The organism is Nonomuraea sp. NBC_00507, assembly GCF_036013525.1.
In the GTDB taxonomy this organism is placed as follows: domain Bacteria; phylum Actinomycetota; class Actinomycetes; order Streptosporangiales; family Streptosporangiaceae; genus Nonomuraea.
On the sequence record NZ_CP107853.1, the window covers coordinates 1,053,824 to 1,072,186 of the forward strand.

At 68.7% G+C, this 18,363-nt stretch carries 15 protein-coding genes and 1 pseudogene; 6 read left to right on the forward strand and 10 right to left on the reverse strand.

The genetic code is table 11. The annotated features are described in order from the left end of the window. Positions 1-3: 3 nt before the first annotated feature. Together OHA25_RS05480 and OHA25_RS05485 are read right to left on the reverse strand one after the other, a co-directional pair. The gene (locus OHA25_RS05480) at positions 4-1,086 is read right to left on the reverse strand and encodes an AraC family transcriptional regulator (RefSeq protein WP_327586515.1); all 1,083 of its coding nucleotides are present in this window, start codon (positions 1,084-1,086) and stop codon (positions 4-6) included. A gap of 9 nt (positions 1,087-1,095) precedes the next feature. After that, positions 1,096-1,953, reverse strand: a complete 858-nt coding sequence (locus OHA25_RS05485; RefSeq protein WP_327586516.1) for a fumarylacetoacetate hydrolase family protein — start codon at positions 1,951-1,953, stop codon at positions 1,096-1,098. Between the two features lie 115 nt (positions 1,954-2,068). Between OHA25_RS05485 and OHA25_RS05490 the strand changes: the two are divergent. Then, a pseudogene (locus tag OHA25_RS05490) lies at positions 2,069-3,298 on the forward strand (aspartate aminotransferase family protein); the annotation flags it as partial. Here the strand turns inward: OHA25_RS05490 and OHA25_RS05495 are convergent. Then, the gene (locus OHA25_RS05495) at positions 3,233-4,252 is read right to left on the reverse strand and encodes an EamA family transporter (protein ID WP_327586517.1); all 1,020 of its coding nucleotides are present in this window, start codon (positions 4,250-4,252) and stop codon (positions 3,233-3,235) included. The pseudogene OHA25_RS05490 and the gene OHA25_RS05495 sit on opposite strands and share 66 nt — an antisense overlap. 149 nt (positions 4,253-4,401) lie before the next feature. On the opposite strand from OHA25_RS05495, the gene OHA25_RS05500 reads away from it, so the two are divergent. Next, a complete protein-coding gene (locus tag OHA25_RS05500) occupies positions 4,402-4,827 on the forward strand; it encodes a rhodanese-like domain-containing protein (protein ID WP_327586518.1) in 426 nt (141 codons plus the stop codon). A gap of 562 nt (positions 4,828-5,389) precedes the next feature. Here OHA25_RS05500 and OHA25_RS05505 read toward each other — a convergent pair. From OHA25_RS05505 to purD, 4 genes are all read right to left on the reverse strand, one after another. Beyond that, positions 5,390-6,679 carry a GTP cyclohydrolase IIa gene (locus tag OHA25_RS05505; RefSeq protein WP_305914182.1) on the reverse strand — a complete coding sequence of 430 codons (1,290 nt, stop codon included), beginning with the start codon at positions 6,677-6,679 and terminating at the stop codon, positions 5,390-5,392. 201 nt (positions 6,680-6,880) lie between these two features. After that, on the reverse strand, positions 6,881-8,146 hold the full coding sequence (gene murA / locus OHA25_RS05510; RefSeq protein WP_327586519.1) for a UDP-N-acetylglucosamine 1-carboxyvinyltransferase: 1,266 nt from the start codon (positions 8,144-8,146) through the stop codon (positions 6,881-6,883). Between the two features lie 77 nt (positions 8,147-8,223). Further along, on the reverse strand, positions 8,224-9,060 hold the full coding sequence (locus OHA25_RS05515; RefSeq protein WP_327586520.1) for a phosphoribosylaminoimidazolesuccinocarboxamide synthase: 837 nt from the start codon (positions 9,058-9,060) through the stop codon (positions 8,224-8,226). Beyond that, positions 9,057-10,271, reverse strand: a complete 1,215-nt coding sequence (gene purD / locus OHA25_RS05520; protein WP_327586521.1) for a phosphoribosylamine--glycine ligase — start codon at positions 10,269-10,271, stop codon at positions 9,057-9,059. The genes OHA25_RS05515 and purD overlap by 4 nt, the downstream gene beginning before the upstream one ends. A 400-nt stretch (positions 10,272-10,671) precedes the next feature. On the opposite strand from purD, the gene corA reads away from it, so the two are divergent. Then, positions 10,672-11,739: a magnesium/cobalt transporter CorA gene (corA, locus tag OHA25_RS05525; RefSeq protein ID WP_327586522.1), complete on the forward strand. Its 1,068-nt coding sequence runs from the start codon at positions 10,672-10,674 to the stop codon at positions 11,737-11,739. Between the two features lie 53 nt (positions 11,740-11,792). On the opposite strand, the gene OHA25_RS05530 is transcribed toward corA, so the two are convergent. Beyond that, a complete protein-coding gene (locus OHA25_RS05530) occupies positions 11,793-12,701 on the reverse strand; it encodes a glycerophosphodiester phosphodiesterase family protein (RefSeq protein ID WP_327586523.1) in 909 nt (302 codons plus the stop codon). Positions 12,702-12,809: 108 nt separating this feature from the next. Between OHA25_RS05530 and OHA25_RS05535 the strand changes: the two genes are divergently transcribed. The 3 genes from OHA25_RS05535 to OHA25_RS05545 all read left to right on the forward strand — a co-directional run bounded on the left by OHA25_RS05535 (position 12,810) and on the right by OHA25_RS05545 (position 15,843). Further along, positions 12,810-13,457 (forward strand): GNAT family N-acetyltransferase, encoded by a 648-nt coding sequence (locus tag OHA25_RS05535; RefSeq protein WP_327586524.1) that lies wholly within the window; start codon positions 12,810-12,812, stop codon positions 13,455-13,457. 415 nt (positions 13,458-13,872) lie between these two features. Further along, complete coding sequence (locus OHA25_RS05540; RefSeq protein ID WP_327586525.1) at positions 13,873-15,132, forward strand: ATP-binding protein; 1,260 nt, start codon at positions 13,873-13,875, stop codon at positions 15,130-15,132. Positions 15,133-15,183: 51 nt separating this feature from the next. Beyond that, positions 15,184-15,843: an SDR family NAD(P)-dependent oxidoreductase gene (locus tag OHA25_RS05545; protein WP_327586526.1), complete on the forward strand. Its 660-nt coding sequence runs from the start codon at positions 15,184-15,186 to the stop codon at positions 15,841-15,843. A 3-nt stretch (positions 15,844-15,846) separates the two neighbouring features. On the opposite strand, the gene OHA25_RS05550 is transcribed toward OHA25_RS05545, so the two are convergent. Then, positions 15,847-16,512: an NUDIX hydrolase gene (locus tag OHA25_RS05550; protein ID WP_327586527.1), complete on the reverse strand. Its 666-nt coding sequence runs from the start codon at positions 16,510-16,512 to the stop codon at positions 15,847-15,849. A 44-nt stretch (positions 16,513-16,556) separates the two neighbouring features. Beyond that, on the reverse strand, positions 16,557-18,353 hold the full coding sequence (locus OHA25_RS05555) for a DUF4434 domain-containing protein (RefSeq protein WP_327586528.1): 1,797 nt from the start codon (positions 18,351-18,353) through the stop codon (positions 16,557-16,559). Positions 18,354-18,363 lie beyond the last annotated feature (10 nt).

Genomic DNA, 18,363 nt, shown 5'->3' on the forward strand with positions numbered 1-18,363 from the left:
TGGTCACGATCCGGGCCGGAATCCCGCCCGGCGGTACTCGGTGGGAGAGCAGCCGACGTGGCGGCTGAACGCGCTCCGCAGCGCCTTGGCGCTCGGGTAGCCCGTGTGCGCGGCGATCACGTCGACCGGCAGGGTGGTGGTGGACAGCAGCCGGCGCGCATGCCGCAGACGCAGGCCCGTCAGGTGGCGCAGGAACGTGGTGCGGCGCTCCTCCGCGAACAGGTGCGAGATGTAGAACGGGCTCGCGCCCACCGCCTGCGCCACCGTCGCCAGGCGCAGCCTCGGGTCGGTGTAGTTCTCGGCCAGGTACGCTTCCGCCAGCGCGAGCACATCTCTGCGTGGCGGCTCGGGCATCAGCCGCCCGAGCGTCTCGCGCAGCCACATGTGCAGGTAGGAGCGCTCGTGGATATCGCCGACCGCGACGATGTCCTCGATGGGCAGCCGGGCGCACGTCACGACCCAGTCGGTCGAACCGTCGGCCAGCCTGGCACGGTTGGCCACGTCCACGACGAACAGCAGCTGCCCGATGAGCCAGTCGCGCAGAGTCTGGGGGTCGGCGTCGCGAGCGCACCTGTTGACCCAGCTCGCAAGCAGCCCTGCCGCGCCGTTGCTGTCGCCCGCGCGGACACGCCTGGTCAGCTCCCGCTCGATCCGTACGGGTGGCCCATCGACGGATATCGCGGCCACTCTGCCACCGGCCTGCGGCTCGATCACCCGGTCGCCGCCGAGCACGAGCTTGTAGCCGTTGACCCGCCGGGCGTCCCGCTCGGTCGCGATCGAGCCCACGCTGGGCGAGCCCAGGCTGACGGTGGCGGTGCACGCCGTCTCGCGGACGATCCTGGCGCGTACTTCCTCCGCCAGCGCGGTCGCGTCGGACATCAGCGCGTCGGGATCGGCTCCCGTCAGCAGGACGAGCCACTCCTCGGGCGGCTGTGCGCGGCAGGTCGCCCCCGGGCGGCCGCTGGTGGCCGCGCGCACCGCCTGGTCGGCGTGCCGGAGCTGACGCTGTGCCCATGACCGCCCGCGAGCCTGCTCGGAGACCATGAAGTCGTCGATGTCCACCAGAGCAGCCACAGCGTAGGTCATGTCTCTACTTTAGGCGGACCGAAATTTGACCGTATTTACCAGCGTTCCGATTCCCTCCACCGTCGCCCGCATGGTGTCGCCGTCTTCGAGCGGGGCGATCCCGGCGATGGTGCCGGTCGCGATGAGGTCGCCTGGCATCAGCGTCATCCCGTCGGACAGGTCGGCGATGAGCCGGGGGAGGCCGAAGACCATCTGCCTGGTATTGGCCCGCTGCCTGACTTCGCCGTCCACTTCCAAGGTCAGCTCCAGCGCCTGTGGATCGGGCACTTCGTCCACCGTCGCCAGGTACGGCCCCGCAGGCGCGAAGGTGTCGAACCCCTTGGACTGGTCCCACGGCACGTTGCGGGCGATGTTGGCCAGTTGCAGGTCGCGCGCCGTCATATCGTTGATCACGGTGTATCCGGCGACGGCCTCGCGCCACCGTTCGGCCGGCAGGTCCCTGGTCACCATGCCGATGACCACGGCCAGCTCGACTTCGTGCTCCAGATGACGGGTACGGGCAGGGGCGAGCACCGGGTGGTTGTGGCCCACGAGCGCGGACGGCGGCTTGAAGAACAACACCGGCTCCGGCGGAACCTCCAGGCCGCTCTCGTCCGCGTGCTCCTGGTAGTTCAGCGCCAGACAGCAGATCTTCGTGCAGGTGGCCACGGGCGGCTCGAAGAGCACGGCGTCCTCGTCCAGCGTGGGGCCGTCGCGGTCGGCCACCAGGTCGGTCAGGCGGTCGAGCCCGTACGAGTCCAGGGCCGCGACTGGATCCGATCCGAGGTCCGGGCCGAGGTCGGCCAGGCTCACCAGCTCGCCGGCCGTGCGCCGGGCCACCAGCTCGACAGGGCTGGAGGGGGTACGCCGAATACGTCCAAGAAACATGTCCGTAAGCCCATCAAGGCCCACCGACCTCCACAAGCACCGAAATTTGCGCTTACGACCTGCTTCTTGCTCTCTTTCTTGTCGCCGGGCGAGGTGTCCCCGTTTTATGGTCGGCATGACCCGGACTCTGGACCTCAGCCGCGACCTCTACACCACTGCCCAGCGTTACATCGCAGGCGGCGTCTCCAGCGACGCGCGCCGTACCGCGGGGGTGCCGCTCTACGTGGACAGGGCGTCAGGAGCCAGGCTCTGGGACGTCGACGGCAACGCCTACATCGACTATGTGCTCGGTCAGGGCCCCGCGCTACTGGGCCACTGCCCGCCGGCCGTGGTGGAGGCCGTCACCGCGCAGGTGGCCCGCGGCATCGTCTACTCTGCCCAGCACGCGGCGGAGGCCCGCGTCGCCGAGCGGTTGTGCGCGATGGTGCCTTCGGCGGAGCGGGTCCGCTTCAACACCGTCGGCTCCGAGGCCGCGCACGCCGCGTGGCGCCTGGCGCGCGGCTTCACGGGACGTCCCAAGATCCTCAAGTTCGAGGGCCACTACCACGGCTGGCTCGACCCGGTCCTCTACAGCGTGCACCCGTCGCTGGACGACGCGGGACCGCAGGACCACCCCCGCGCCGTCCCCGGCACCGCGGGCCAGCCGCCCGCCGCCGACCTGGTGATCTGCCCCTGGAACGATCTGGACGCGCTCAGCCGTCTCATGGACGAGCACGCGGGACAGATCGCCGCCGTCGTCGCCGAGCCGGTGCTCTGCAACACCGGCGCCATCGAGCCGGCTCCCGGCTACCTCCAGGGAGTGCGCGAGCTGTGCGACCGCCACGGCAGCCTGCTGATCTTCGACGAGATCATCACCGGTTTCCGGCTCGCTCCCGGCGGTGCCCAGGAGTATCTCGGAGTCAGTCCCGATCTGTCGGTCTTCGGCAAGGCGATGGCGGGCGGCATGCAGGTGTCCGCGTTGGCAGGGCGGGCGTTCGTGATGGACGCCATCTCCTCGGGCAAGGTCGCGCATGCGGGGACGTTCAACTCCCAGCCCGTCGGCATCGCCGCCGCCGAGGCCACCCTGCGCATCCTCGACGAGCGGCGTGAGGAGGTCTATGGCACCCTCTACGCCCGAGGCCGGCAGCTCATGACCGGACTGCGCGAGGCCGCGGCCGAGGTGGGTGTCCCGATGCTGGTGGACGGGCCCGGGCCGGTTTTCCAGACGTACTTCACCGACGCGCCCGCGGTGCGGAACTACCGCGACTTCGCCAGGACCGACCGCGCCATGATGGCCCGCCTACACGCCGCGCTGCTCGACCGCGGGATCAACATGGTGCCGCGAGGGCTGTGGTTCCTGTCCACCGCTCACACCGAGGCGGACGTCGCCGCCACCGTCGAGGTCTTCGAGGACGCGCTTCGTTCCCTTCCGCTCGGTTGAGATCACCAGTGCCACGCCGGCCAGGATGACCAGCCCGCCGAGGATCACCTGGGTCGTGATCGGCTCGTGCAGTACGAGCGCGCCCAGCGCGACGGCGACGGCCGGGTTGACGTACGCGTAAGTGGACACCAGCGAGATGGGGGCGTTGCCGAGCAGCCAAGAGAACGCGGTGAACCCGATCAAAGACCCCACCACGATCAGGTAGGCCAGCGCCAGCCAGGATCTGGTGGTGACGGCAGACAGATCGAGCCGCTCGCCGAGCCCGGTGCCGAGCACCAGCAGTCCGGCGCCGCCCACGACCATCTCGACCGCGCTGGTGGCGAGCGCGTTGGCGGGCATCTGGATCCTGCTCGACAGGAACGAGCCCACGGCCCATGACACTGAGGCGAGCAGCACCACCACGATCCCGGCGCCACTGCCGCCCTCGGCGCCGGTCAGCGACAGTGCCCCGACCCCGCCGAGCCCGACCAGCACGCCCGCGAGCGTGAGCGCCTTGGGGCGGTCGCGCACGGCGAACCTGAACACGACCAGCCACAGCGGCACCGAGGCCACCAGGAGCGCTGCCAGCCCCGTGGAGATGTACTGCTCGGCCACCGCCAGCATCCCGTTGCCCAGGGTCAGGAGCAGCACGCCCACGAGAGCTGCGCCGAGGAACTGCCTGCGCGACATCCTGAAGACCGTCGGCCCCGACCGCACCAGCAGGAAACCGGCAAGCAGGGCGGCGGCGGTGATGAACCGCAGGGCCCCGCTGAGCATGGGCGGTATCGACTCGATCGCGATGCCGATCCCCAGATACGTCGAACCCCACACCACATAGACGATCGCCAAGGCGCCCCAGACCAGGAGAGGAGCCCGGCTGTCAGGTGTGTTCACAGTCATGGCTCATGACCTTACCGGGGGACACCGACAAAATGCCCGCGAGTATCGGACTCTGGACTCTGGCACGATATTAGCGACAGGCGGCATTCGCGCCACTGTCGGGGCGCTCACGCACCTGGCAGGCTCCCTTCAGACCCGAAAGGAGCCACATGTCCGCCGCCGTAGCCCACTTCACCGCCCGCCTGACCTTCGAGACCGACGTCGCCGACGTGGCCGCCGACCTGGCGGCTGCGACCCCCGACTTCGTCGTGGTCGACTCCCGCAGCCAGGAGAGCTGGGACCAGGGCCACATCGAGGGCGCCGTCCACCTCCCCACCGCCGAGATCGCCACCCGAGCCGCCGCACTGATCCCGAAGAGCAGCCTGGTGGTGACATATTGCTGGGGCCCAGGCTGCAACGGCGCCACCCGCGCGGCCCTGGAATTCGCCAAGCTCGGCTACGAGGTAAAGGAGATGCTCGGGGGCTTTGAGTATTGGGCCAGAGAGGGCTTCCCGGTGGAGACCGCCTCCGGAATCACGCGCCGCGAGGTGGACACGCTGACGGCCCCCGTACGCGGAATAGTTTGCGGCTGCTAATCGCGGCATTACGCCCCGCCGATCGGCCCGCCCAGCACCCCCACAGCCCCGCGCAGCGCCCACTCTGGCGCGCAAGGGCATGCCGGAAAAGATTGGTGCCCCCGTCCGAATCCTGTCGATCGGGGGCGTCCGAGAACATACCCTCATCGACGCGGGTCAACCAACAAGTTCACAAGAGTCAATGACCAAGTTCCCAGACTGACAGGGCCCGTCAATTTCACCCCGTAACCGGCCCGGTAGCCGCCGTAGCGGCGGCCCGCCGGTGAACGGGTCAGCAGCGTCTCCCTGGACAGAGCCCAGCCCCGTACGGCGGTTGGCGCTGCGTTGGCTCGCCGTAACAAATGGTGTTGATGGCGGGCCAAAGGCCCGCGCGTGGGACGGCGGGCTGGCATGAATCATGAGGCCCGCCACCGGAGACCGGGGCGGCGGAACACGAGGCCAGCCACCGGAAACGGGGTGGCGAACACGAGCCCGCCACCGGAAATGCGGCAGCAGAACATGAGGCCCGCCGTCCACGGATATGGACGACGGGCCAGCGGGCCTCAAGACAGGCGACCGGACATCATCGCGGACCGAGCTTCTCCACGATGAGCCGATACAACTGCCTCGGACGACCCGGTTGCGGCGTGCGGTTGGGCGGTAGCGGCCACGCGAGTCCCTCGTCAACCAACGTGCGCAGCAACCGCCGAGCCGTGCGAGGCGTGACACCGAGCATCTTCCCCGCCCCTTCCGCGTCGACCACCGTGTCGCCGCCTTCCAGCTTGGCCGCCAGCCGGGCCAGTACCTCCACCCCCTTCGGCTTGAGTGCGGTGGATCCGGTCGGCGGCATGCGCGGGGCCGGGATGAGCGCCCGCCCCTCGCGGTCCACCGCGAACCCCTGTGCCTGTTTGCCGGCCTGCGTCCGCGCCAGCGCAGCCCGCGCATGTGACTCCGCGTCGTGCGTCGTCCGCCCCATGCCCACGCCGACCTCGACCGCCAGCCCCAGCTCGTCTCTGATCCTGGCCGCGAACGGCAACACCCTGAATCCGTCCGTCGCCGCCGCGATCGACCCCCTGGTCGCGGTGACCAGGTAGCTGTGATCGTCGATGGGCCAGACGGTGGCGTTGATCCGGTTCGCCTCCTGGACCAGGAGCCGGTGCAAGGACAGTCGCAGCTCGTCGCGCCAGTAGCGGGGCGCGGCGCGGCGCACAGGTTCGCGCAGCGTCGGCACCTCCACCAGCACCACGGTCAGTTGCGACTCCTCCAGCCGGTGGTGCGCGCCGAGCAGCGCCGCCGTGTGCAGCGCCGTGCGCACCGCCGCGGAGGTCGGCCTGATCCTGATGACCGGCACGCCTGCTGCCTGCAGCCGCTCGGCCACGGCGGGCAGGCACGTCAAGGCCCCCGTGGTCGCGCCCTGCCGGGCCAGGCGTTCGTGATAGGCCGCGATCGTGCCGGTGGCGCCCGGCTCGTCGCGGCTGTGCACGTCCGTGGCGGGAATGCCGAGGTCGGTGTACGCCTCCTCGACATCGGCCCGGCTCACCACGTCGATGCTGACCCGCTGAGGGTCCATGCGGGTGTCGAGCGCGGCCTTGGCCAACGCCGCCACCAATGCTGCTCCACCGAGTTGAACGTACGTCGCGGGCATCGTCAGCACACCGGAACGCCTGGCCAGGTCATAAGGGACCGGGCTGGCGAACAGGCATGCGTCGACGCCGGGACCGAGCCGCGTCACTTTGTCCGGCGCCTCCTGCTCGTCGCGGTAGGCGGCCGCCACTAGGCGACACGGCAACGGCGCCGCGGCGTGACCCATCAGCATGACCCGCTCCACCAGGTCGTGGGGTCCGACCACGCCAATGGTGAGGTCCGGTGTCATTGCGCCCGGGCGTGACACTCGGGGAGTTTCTTCGGCCCTCTCGACCAATGTTCGTCCCATCCTGCCATCCGTTGCAGTGCTCTCTTTTGGAACGATCGCTCGCGGGGGCCGAAATGTCACGCCCGACTTTTCCGGAAAGCCGTTCAGGATGACCGCCCGACTAGAGGTCTCAGCAGCTCAACGAGGTTTTACGCGCGATTTTTAGTGTTCGGAAATCTCTCGTGTAATGTCCGCGCCGAGCGCACGCATTCGTGCGGCGAGATGTGCGTGACCGCGATCGATCAGGTATCCCGAGTCGATCACCGTCTCGCCCTCGGCCGCGAGGCCCGCGAGCACGAGCGCGATGCCCGAGCGCAAGTCGTGCGCCGTCACCCGGGTGCCGGTCAGCGGCGTGCAGCCGCGCACGACGGCCCGGCTGCCGTCGACCTCGACGTTCGCCCCCATTTTGTTGAGCTCGCCGGCCAGCGCGAACCGGCCGTCGAAGATGCGCTCGTGGATGTAGCTGGTGCCGTCGGCCAGCGCCGCGACCGTCATCATCGGCGACTGCAGGTCCGTGGCGAAGCCCGGGTAGGTGTCGGTGATGATGTTGATGGGCCGCAACTTGCCCTCGGACCGCACGTGCAGCACCGCGCCCTGCCGGGCGAACTCGACGCCCATCTGCTCCAGCTTGTAGCGCACCACGCCCAGGTCGAGGCCGGTGCCCACCAGGCTCAGCTCACCCCCGGTGATCGCCGCAGCCATCGCGAACACGCCCGCGTCCAGCCTGTCGGGCATCACCGTGTGCTCGACGGCGTGCAGCTCGTCCACGCCCTCCACGGTGATGAACCCGGTGCCGCCGCCGCTGATGCGCGCGCCCATTTTGGTGAGCATGTCGATGACGTCGAGCACCTCGGGCTCCAGCGCCGCGTTCTCGATCACGGTCGTGCCCTTGGCCAGGGCGGCGGCCATGATGAGGTTTTCCGTGCCGGTGTGGGACGGGGTGTCGAGGTAGAGGGTGGCGCCGGTCATTCCGGACACCTTGACGTGGATGACCGTCTCGCCCTCGTCCACGATCGCGCCCAGCCGCTTGTAACCGAGGTAGTGGAAGTCGAGGTTGCGGCTGCCGAGATTGCAGCCGCCGACTCCCTCGATGATCGCCTCACCCAGCCGGTGCAGCAGCGCGGGGGTGAACAGGACCGAGCCGCGGAAACGCCTGGCGATCTCGGCGGGCAGCACCGGGCTGTCCAGCTTGGAGGCGTCGATGACCAGCGTGCGCTCTGACTCGTGCAGCTCGACATACGCGCCGATGGTCTCGGCCAGCTCCACGGCGCGGCGGACGTCCTCGATGATCGGCACGTTGCGCAGGACGGTGCGGCCCTTCGCGGCGAGCAGAGCCGCACCGATCATGGGTAGCACGGCGTTCTTCGCGCCCTGGATGAACGCGGTTCCGCGCAGTGCGTTGCCACCGCGCACGCGGTAACGGACCATTCGTGCGGCTCCTTGAAATCAATGGTGAGGCTTGATCGGGCCAACAGTAGTCGCTAACACCACATGACCCAGCCGAATCATCCGCTAAAGGGAGTCCCCGTGAGCCGCTCATATGCTTCTAGGTATCGCTGCCTGGTCTGCTCGATCACGTGATCGGGGAGCGGAGGTGGGGGGTTTCCGGAGTCTTTGTCCCATCCGGATTCGGGTGAGAGGAGCCAATCCCGTACATATTGCTTGTCAAAAGACGGTTGGGTCCGACCTGGCTGCCACTCGTCGGCCGGCCAGAACCGCGAGGAGTCCGGAGTCAGCACCTCATCGCCCAGTGTCAGCACGCCATCGGCGTCCCAGCCCAGCTCGATCTTGGTGTCGGCCACGATGATGCCGCGCTCGCGGGCGATCTCCGCGCCACGCGTGTAGACGGCCAGCGTGATCCGCCGCAGCTCCTCGGCGGTCTCCGCACCGACCTCGGCCACGACCTGCTTGTACGAGATCGGCTCGTCGTGCTGCCCCACGGGCGCCTTGGTGGACGGCGTGAAGATCGGCTCCGGCAGCCTGGACCCGTCCTCCAGCCCGTCCGGCAGGGGCACGCCGGAGACCGTGCCGCCGGCGCGGTATTCGTTGAGCCCGCCGCCCGTCAGGTAGCCCCGCGCCACGCACTCCACCGGCACCATCCGCAGCGGCCGGCACAAGACGCTGTGCGGGTCGTCGCCCCGGGCCACGATGTGGTTGGGCACAACGTCCTTGAGCTGGTCGAACCACCACAACGACATCTGCGTGAGAATGGCACCCTTGTCCGGGATGTCCGGCTGCAACACGTAGTCGAAGGCGGAGATCCGATCGGAGGCGACCATCAGCAGCAGGCCGTCCTCGGTCTCGTAGAGATCGCGGACCTTGCCGGAGTGCACGAGCTTCATCGGGCGATGTCCGTCCTGTAGTGCGAGCCGCGCAGCTTGATCCGGCCGACGAGGTCATAGGCCGCCTCGCGCGCGCTCTCCTGGTCGGGCCCACTCCCGACCACGTTCAGCACCCGGCCGCCGTCGGAGACGACGTCGTCGTCGGCCCACTTGGTCCCGGCGTGCAGCACGTACGCGTGCTCGGTCTCCTGCGGCCCCGTGATCACGTCGCCCTTGACCGGCGCGACCGGGTAGTTCTGTGCCGCGATCACGACGGTCACCGCGGAGCCCTCCTTGAACACCGGGTCCAGCCCGAGCTCGCCCGTCGCGCACGCCATCAGCAGCCCGCCCAGCGGCGTCTCCAGCCGGTCGAGCAGCACCTGCGTCTCCGGGTCCCCGAAACGGGCGTTGAACTCGACCACCTTCGGCCCCTTCGAGGTCAGGGCGAGACCCACGTAGAGCACTCCCTGGTACGGCAGTCCGCGCCGCGACAACTCGGCGATCGTCGGATGCACGACCTCCCGCATGACCTGCTCGGTGAGCCCTTCCGGCGCCCAGGGGAGCGGCGTGTAGGCCCCCATGCCACCCGTGTTGGGCCCCCCGTCGCCGTCGTGGAGCCGCTTGAAGTCCTGCGCGAGCTGCAACGGCACGGCGGTGCTCCCGTCGCACAGCGCGAACAGCGACACCTCGGGGCCGTCCAGGTATTCCTCGATCACCACCCGGTCGCAGGTCAGCGCGTGCGCCAGCGCCTGCTCGCGGTCATGGGTGACCACCACGCCCTTGCCGGCCGCCAGGCCGTCGTCCTTGACCACGTAGGGTGCCCCGAACGCGTCGAGGGCGGCCGCGGCCTCCTCTTCAGTGGTGCACACCCGGGCCCGCGCGGTCGGCACGTCGGCCGCCCTCATGATCTCCTTGGCGAAGGCCTTTGACCCCTCGATCATGGCCGCCTCGCTGGAGGGCCCGAAGCAGGCGATGCCCGCCTCGCGCACGGCGTCGGACACGCCGGCCACGAGCGGGGCCTCCGGTCCGACCACCACGAGATCGACCCGGAGCCGCATGGCCAGCTCGGCCACCTGCGCCGGATCGAGGGGATCGACGGGATAGACGGCCGCGAACCGCTCGATGCCCGGGTTGCCCGGGGCGCAAAGGACCTCGCTGACCTGGGGATCGAGCTTGAGCGAACGACATAGGGCGTGCTCACGCCCTCCGGAACCAATGACTAGAACGCGCACACGCTCCATTGTCGCAGGCTCGCGGCCAGGCGCAGGCTCTGGCCTCCAGGACACCACATGCCGGAACAGGCGACAATCTTTGTCGAGTTCTACCTGAACGGCGAGCGCTTGGGCCGGTATCGTCGGTTAGGTTCAGTCGCCTGTGGTAAGTTAAGGCGGCTTTACGGCGTCTCTAGCGATTGGAGGTGGTCCGGGATGAATCCTGGTGATCCCAGCAGTACGTGCTTCGCCACGTACTCCCCGCATACCCCCGACCACTCCAATCCGGCAGCCTGATCGTGCCTCCACGCATGTGTGTTGATTGAGGTGACTTTTCATCGCGCGTGGAGCGTGCCATGTCGGGCGGAAAGGGACTGCCATGCGCTCGTCCACGCTTTTCCGTCGTATCAACCGTCACCCCGTGCCGTCGCGCGCCGCGCACCAGTTCGCCAAGCCGGCGCGTGAGATCTGCGTGCCCCCCGTCGACTCCATCGTCGAATTCGGCGCCTACGTCCAGGGCAAGAAGGTCTCGGCGACCGGCATCGTGGAAGCGCTCGAGCACGTGCGCGAGCACAACAAGGCCACTGAGGGCGCCAAGGCGTTCGTCTGGGTCGGGCTGCACGAGCCGGAAGCCCCCGAGGTGGAGTGGCTGTCGGAGGTGTTCGGCCTGCACCCGCTGTCCGTGGAGGACGCCGTCAAGGCGCACCAGCGCCCCAAGGTCGAGCGATATGGCGATTCGCTGTTCATGGTGCTGAAGACCGTCGCCTACCTCGACCACGACGAGCTGACCGCCAACAGCGAGATCATCGCCACTGGCGAGATCATGGTGTTCCTCGGCGTGGATTTCGTGGTGACGGTGCGGCACGGTGAGCACTGCCCGCTGACCGTGGTGCGCGAGCGCCTTGAGGACAAGCCCAAGTTGATGAACCGGGGTCCGGCCGGCGTGCTGCACGCCATCTCCGACCACGTCGTCGACCAATACCTCCAGGTCGCCGACCTCATGCAGATGGAGCTCGAAGAGGTCGAGGCCACCGTGTTCGCCGACGTCAGCTCCCGCGACATCAACCGGATCTATCAGCTCAAGCGGGAGATGCTGGAGATGAAGCGGGCCGTCACCCCGCTGCAGGCCCCCTTGTCCGCCTTGCCCCAGCGCCGCGTGATCCCGTCGGAGATGCGGGAATACTTCCGCGACGTCGGCGACCACCTGTCCAGGGTGTGCGAGCAGGTGGAGTCCTCCAACGAGCTGTGCAGCTCGATCCTGCAGGCGGCCCTGGCCCGCTCGAACGCGCTGGCCAACGAGGACATGCGCAAGATCTCGTCATGGGTGGCCATCCTGGCCGTGCCCACGATGATCGCCGGCGTCTACGGCATGAACTTCGACTTCATGCCGGAGACCAAGCAGGTCTGGGGTTACCCGGCGGTGCTGGCCCTCATGGTCACCGCCTGCGTGCTGCTGCACCGCGGCTTCCGCAGGAACGGCTGGCTGTAGCTCCGGAGACCGGGCGCGGGCTGCAGAGGGCTCGAGCGCTGACGGGCTTGCGGTCAGACGCCTACGGGCTTGAGCGGACCGACCGGCGCGGGCAGCTCGAGCCCGCGCTCCCGCCACACCTTCCGCAGGCGATCGGGATAGTCGGTCACGATCCCCGCCACCCCGAGATCCAGCATCCGTCCGGCCAATCCGGGCTCGTTGACCGTCCATACAGCCACGTCGAGTCCCGCCGCGGCCGCCTGCGCCATCAGCGCCTCGTCCACCATCACGTGCTCGGGCGAGAGTGTGGTGGCCCCGGCCGCGCGCGCGGCGGCGGGAATGTCGTCTCCCAGGCCGCCCTCGTGCCAGTGCAGGGTGTCCAGCTCGATGAGCGCGAACCGGCGCGTGTCCGGCGCGATCTCGGCGGCGTGCCGCACGATCCGCCAGTCGAAGCTCAGGATGGCCACGTTGCCCAGCCTGCCGTGCCGGTCGAGCTCGTCGATGACGAGCTCGGTGAACATCTCGGGATCCGGCGTCAGCTCCGGTCTGGTGGGATCCGACTTGAGCTCGACGTGCAGGCGTACGCCCTCCGCCTCGTAGGCGTTCACCAGCCCCAGCACCGCGCCCAGCGTCGGCATCCTGGTCTCCGGCATGGCGGCCTGCGTCAACGCGAAGGGGTCGTCGAGATGCCGTGGCCACCGAACGCCCACGTCGAGCATGCGCAGCTGGGCCAGCGTGAGCGCGTTGATCGGCTTGCCGACGTAGGGATAGAGCGGATCGCCGGCACGCAGCGGCCTCGTGTCGGCGCTCGTGACCGCGGACACGGTGAGATCGTGCGTGAGCACGAGGCGCCGATCGCCGGTGAGCGCCACGTCCAGCTCGAGCGCGTGAACGCCGAGCTCCATCGTGCGGCTCATACCCGGCAGGGTGTTCTCCGGCCAGAGACCCCGCGCACCTCGGTGACCATGAATCTCAACGCGCACACCCGGACCCTACCTGCCGCCGGGCACGTCTAGGCGGTGCCACGCCGTGTCCTTTTTATCCTGCTACGCCCCGTCGTGCGGTAACCGGCGGACAATAGGCTGTTGTCTATGACGGAGGTTCTCAAACCCGCTCATTCCCCAACAGTCTGGGCATGGGTCGACGGCTGGGTCATCTCCCGCAACGCGCCCCGTCCCGTACGCGAACCGTGGGGGCTGCGCGTGGACGTCGGCCTACCCGGTCACGTGGCCCGCCACATCGTCCCCGCCCCCACCCCGGAGATCCTCCACCACCTGACCACGACACTGACGAGGCCCGGCACCTGGCTCAAACTCTGCGCCCCCGCCGAGGCCGTCGCTTCCTACCTGCCTCCGGCCTGGACGGTCAAGGACCGGGAGTTCATGATGACCGCCCCCTTGGCCCGCACCGCAACCCCGCAGGCCCCGCCCGGCTACACCCTGGCCATCACCACCAGGGCCGGCGTCACGGCGGCCCGGCTCCTGACGGCCGCCGGCGAGGTCGCGGCCCGCGGCCAGGTCGCCGTGGCGGGCTCGGCCGCCGTGGTCGACCAGGTGGAAACGGCCGCCGGCCACCGCCGCCGCGGCCTCGGCACGATCATCATGCACACGCTGGCGTCGACGGCCGCCTCCCGGGGTGCGCGGATGGGCATCCTGGTGGCGACCTCGGACGGCCAGGCCCTGTACGAAACGGTGGGCTGGACCCTCCACACCCCGATGACCGCCGTGGTGTTGACCTGAAGGCCTGAAGTTACCGACATCTTTGTCGCCGACATCGACGTCGCCGACAAAGATGTCGGTTACCGTTCCGGCCTGCTGCTTGCTCGTGGGTTCTCCGTGGCACCGTAGACATAGCGATCTTTGCCCACTTTGAACGCCCAGCCCACGTGGCCGAGGAAGACGTCGACCGCGCCAAGGTGTCCCATGGGGATGGTGAAGCTCGGGCGGCGCGGGGCGAGGAAGACGCAGGCCTCTCCCGTCAACCACGTGTTGCGGCTTTCTGGCGAGCAAGGGTCGGCAGGTATGTCGTCCACTGTCGCGAAGTGACGCGTAGTTCTACAGCGAATCGACGAGCTATATGGGAGCAAACTGACGAGTCATTGGCCTGCAATCTGTAGAGTAACGATGTGTCGAAATGACGAGCCGAGGAGCACACGTGGACGACTTCATCCCGCGCCTGTCCGAGCGTCGTCTCGTGGAGCTGATGAAGGCGTTCAGGGTGGTGATCGTCAACGGACCTCGGCAGGCAGGCAAGACCACCCTCATGGAGATCTACCGCGACCATCACGGCGGCGACTTCGTGTCCCTGGACGATCCTGTGCAGCTGACGGCCGCGCTCTCCGATCCACGCAGCCTCATCGACGAAGCCGGCCGTCCGCTGTTGATCGACGAGGTGCAACGGGCCGGAGACCCGCTGGTCCTGAGCATCAAGCGGGCCAGCGACCGGGATCGCAGCCGTGGGCAATTCATCCTGTCCGGCTCAGCGCAGTTCCTTACCGTCCCCAAGCTCTCGGAGTCCCTCGCGGGCCGCGCGGCCTTCCTGGATCTTTGGCCCTTCTCGATGGCCGAGCGCACTTCTGGCCCATCCGACTTCTGCGACCTTCTGTTCACCGACCCCGCATCGCTGCGCCGCACAGGGCCTTCACCGTGGACTCGTGCCGACTACCTCGATCTCATCTGCGTCGGCAGCTACCCGGAAGTGATCAGCATGTCGGGGCGGGAGCGATGGGAGTGGTTCGAGTCATACCTACGTGCCGTCATATCCCGCGATGTACGCGAGTTCGCCCATATCCAGCATGGAGAGTCGATACCGCGGCTCCTCAGCCTCCTCGCCGCCCGCGCCGGCAGCACCGCGGAGGTCTCCGATCTCGCCCGGAGCACAGAGCTGACCAGGGATACGGTCCGAAACTATCTCGCCTACCTCAACGGCGTGTTCCTAACAGCCTCCGTCCCTACCTGGTCGGCCAACCTCTCGACCAGGGCAGCCAAGACGGCCAAGTCGTTTCTCACGGACTCAGGCCTGGCCGCCTTCGTGCTCCAGGTCAACCAGGAAGCGCTGCGGCGCCCGGGCAACAATGCGCTGGGCGGTCTCGTCGAGACCTTCGCGTTCACTGAGCTCATCAAACTCCGCTCCACAACACCGGAACCCTTCAAGATCTACTATTTCCGAGACCGCAATGGCCGAGAGATCGATTTCGTTCTCGAGCGATTTGATGGGCGCGTCGCAGGTATTCAGGTCAAGGCCACCGCTTCGCCGACCGCCAAGGACGCCGCCCACTTGCGCTGGCTGGGCGACTCGCTCGGCGAGCGGTTTGTTTCAGGAGCGGTCCTGCACCTGGGCGACCAGAGCGTGTCTCTCGGCGGTGGCATCCAGTTGCTTCCCCTCTCGGCCCTCTGGGGACACACACGCGGCTGAACCGGTCGCCGTGCGATGATCTTACTGGGATTCCGGGATGGGAGCTTCGGCATGGGACAGGTGCTGGTGACCGGTGCCACGGGCGGGATCGGGACGGCGCTGGTCCGCGCCCTGGTGAAGGCAGGTCATCAGGTGACCGCCATCGGCCGCGACGTCGGGCGGTTGGATGTTCCGGCGATCGAGGCCGATCTCGCCGCGCCGGGGACGCTCGCCGCCGCCGTGGGCGAGCTGCGCGACGTACAGGCGCTGGTCCACTGCGCGGGCATCTCTCCCATCGCGGCCGTCGCCGACGCCGGCCCGGAGACGTGGGAGCGGACGCTGGCCGTGAACGTGGCGTCGGCCGCCGAGCTGGTACGCCTGACGCTGCCCGCGCTGCGGCGGTCCCGAGGCCATGTGGTCTTCGTCAACGCCTCGCCGGGAATGACCGGGGTCCCCCGGTGGTCGGCGTTCGTCGGGAGCAAGGCCGCGCTGCGCGAGCTGGCGGACTCGCTGCGCGAGGAGGAGGAGCCCTATGGCGTACGCGTCACCACGGTCTATCCGGCCGCGACGGCCACGGAGCTGCTTCGGGAGGTCAGAACGACCTTCGGCCGGCCGTACGATCCCGAGCGCTGCATCCGGCCGGAGACGCTCGCCGAGATGATCGTCTGGGCGCTCGCGGCCCCCGCGGACGCCTATGCCTGCGAGCTGTCCGTGGTGCCCGCACCGCGCTAGGGATCATTCCTTGAGCGAGCGGAGCATCGGGGGGTGGAGGAGCACGGCGGGGCCGCGGCGATAGAGCTTGGCGGGGCGGCCGCCGTCGCGTGTCGTGCTGGCCCCGGTCTCCACCAGGAAGCCCTCCGCCTTGGTGACCTTCCTGTGGAAGTTTCTGGGATCCAGGGGCCGGCCCCAGACGATCTCGTAGACGCGGCGCAGGTCCGCCACCGTGAACTCGGGCGGGCAGAAGGCCGCGCCCAGCGAGGTGTACTCCAGCTTCGCGCGGGCCCGCTCCACACCGTCGAGCATGATCCGGCGGTGGTCGAAGGCCATGACCGTGAGGGCGTCCACCGGCTGCCAGCTCATGTGCGCCTTCTCCGAGGCCGGCAGGTCCGGGGCCAGGCCGAGGTAGGCGACGCTCAGGACCCGCTGGCGAGGGTCGCGGTCGGGGTAGCCGTAGGTCTGGAGCTGCTCCAGGTGCACCGGCGCGCCCGGGAGGCCCGCCCGCTCCGCGAGGATGCGGCGGGCGGCGTCCGGCAGGTCCTCATCCAGCTGGATGAAGCCGCCCGACAGGGACCAGCGCCGCAGGAACGGCGGGTTGTCGCGGCGCCACACCAGGGCGCTCAGCGCGTGGTTACGCACGGTGAGGACGACCAGGTCGACGCTGACCGGGACGCTCGGGACCATGACCGCACGGTACACGTAGTTAGGTGTGAGCCGCGAAACGTCCGTCAGGTCGCGATGCGCACGTGTAAGGGTTCGGTCGCGGCCTGGCCCGAGGGGGCCTTGACCGTGATCCTGACCCACTCCCCGGCGGGCACCTGGGCCCAGTCGAACGGCACCCAGGCGGTGGACATGCCTTCGGGCAACTCCTCGAGCGGGTTCTCATCCAGCCAGCCCACCGCGGACACCACCAGGTCCTTGGCCCCGCCCGACCACTGGATGGTGATCGTGCCGTTCTTGAAGTTGTAGCCGCGGACCTCCACGCCATCCTGGATGTCGCGCGCGCGCCTGATCGCGTCCACCGCGATCGGGCGTTGCCAGTCCGAGGTGATCTCCTCTTCGAGTGAGGGCTGCCCGCACGTCATGAAGTCGCTCCACATGTAGGAGACGACCTTCTGCACGTAGCGTCCGGCCATGGTGACCGCCTGGTCCAGGCGTTTCTTGTCGGTCTTGCCGCGCGTACCCTGAGGCGTGCAGGGCTGCTCGCCCGACGGCTCGAACGCCTCCACGTTCGCCCACAGCTGCACCTGGTAGCCGGCCTGGATCATCTCCTCACGGGCCAGCGCCATCTCCCGGTAGTAGTCGCGCGTGGACCCGTGGTACGCGGTCCCGTACGTGGACTCCCCGACCACCGGCCGCAGCCGCTCGTCCACCTCGGTGTCTCGCTCGTCGGGCCAGAACAGGCCCACCTTGCCCGTGCCCCGGCTGTCCTGCGGGGCGATGATGCCGACCCCGGTCTTGGCCAGCTCCTTGAACGCCTCGGCCACCTGCTTGGGCGTCTGGCCGAAGCCCACCCGCCGGCGCGCGTCCATGTAGGGACTGATCAGGATGGGTTTGCCGGGCAGCTCCTGCTCGACGATCGTGTGCTGGTCGGCGTACACCTCGAGCGTCGGGTTGGAGGCCAGCGTGGCCGACATCTGGACCTCGAACGGCTGGTAGACGCCGCCCAGCGAATCACGGTCGGCGAAGCGGTCGCCGTAGTCCTGCAGGATGCGGCGCGTCAGCGTGGTCAGCGCGCCCAGGTGGTGCTTGTACGCCCTGATCGGCGTGTTGGGGTCGCGTGGGGCCAGCGGCAGCGCCGGGAAGATCCGGATGCCGAACTGGTCACCCAGGTCGAGCAGCTGAGTCAGGCTGTCCTTGGCCGAGCCGGCCACCAGGATGAGGTCGTAGGAGCGACCCTTGCTGGAGAAGTCGCAGGTGGCGTCGTCGGAGCCGTCCGGCTGGGTGATGATCCGGAAGTAGGTGCGGTTGCCCGCCTGGATGCTGTGCTCCATCTCCGGGCAGCGGAAGACGTTCTCGCTGAACGACTCGTCGGTGCGGTAGACGTACGTGCGGCCGATCCTGCTGTCCGGGTGGGCTTTCCTCAGGTCCCGCTCGGCGGCGTCGCGGCAGGTCAGGCCGTCCTCTTCGCAGGGTTTGTAGAGCGAGTCGAGCTCGCCGTCCCTGGTCAGGATCTCGCCGTCGTCGGACACGGGGCGGAACTGCAGGCCGTAACCGATCCTGATGATCGTGTCACCGCCGACGTCGTGGATCTCTTTCAGCTGGGTGCGCCAGGTGCAGGGGTTGGACTTGGGCATGATCCAGTAGCCGGTGACGGCGTACGGGGCCCTCTCCTTGGTCTCGAACGTTCCACAGTCGTCGGTGAACTCGCTCACCTGCGGGGTCGGCTGGTCCGACGGCGGCGGGGACGCGGCCGGGCTGCTCGCCTTGGGGGCCGGCTCGTCCGACGACTGGGGCAGGACGATGACCACAGCGGCGACCACGGCCAGGACGACTGCGCCCACGACGAAGAAGAGCCAGCGCACGTGCGGCAAC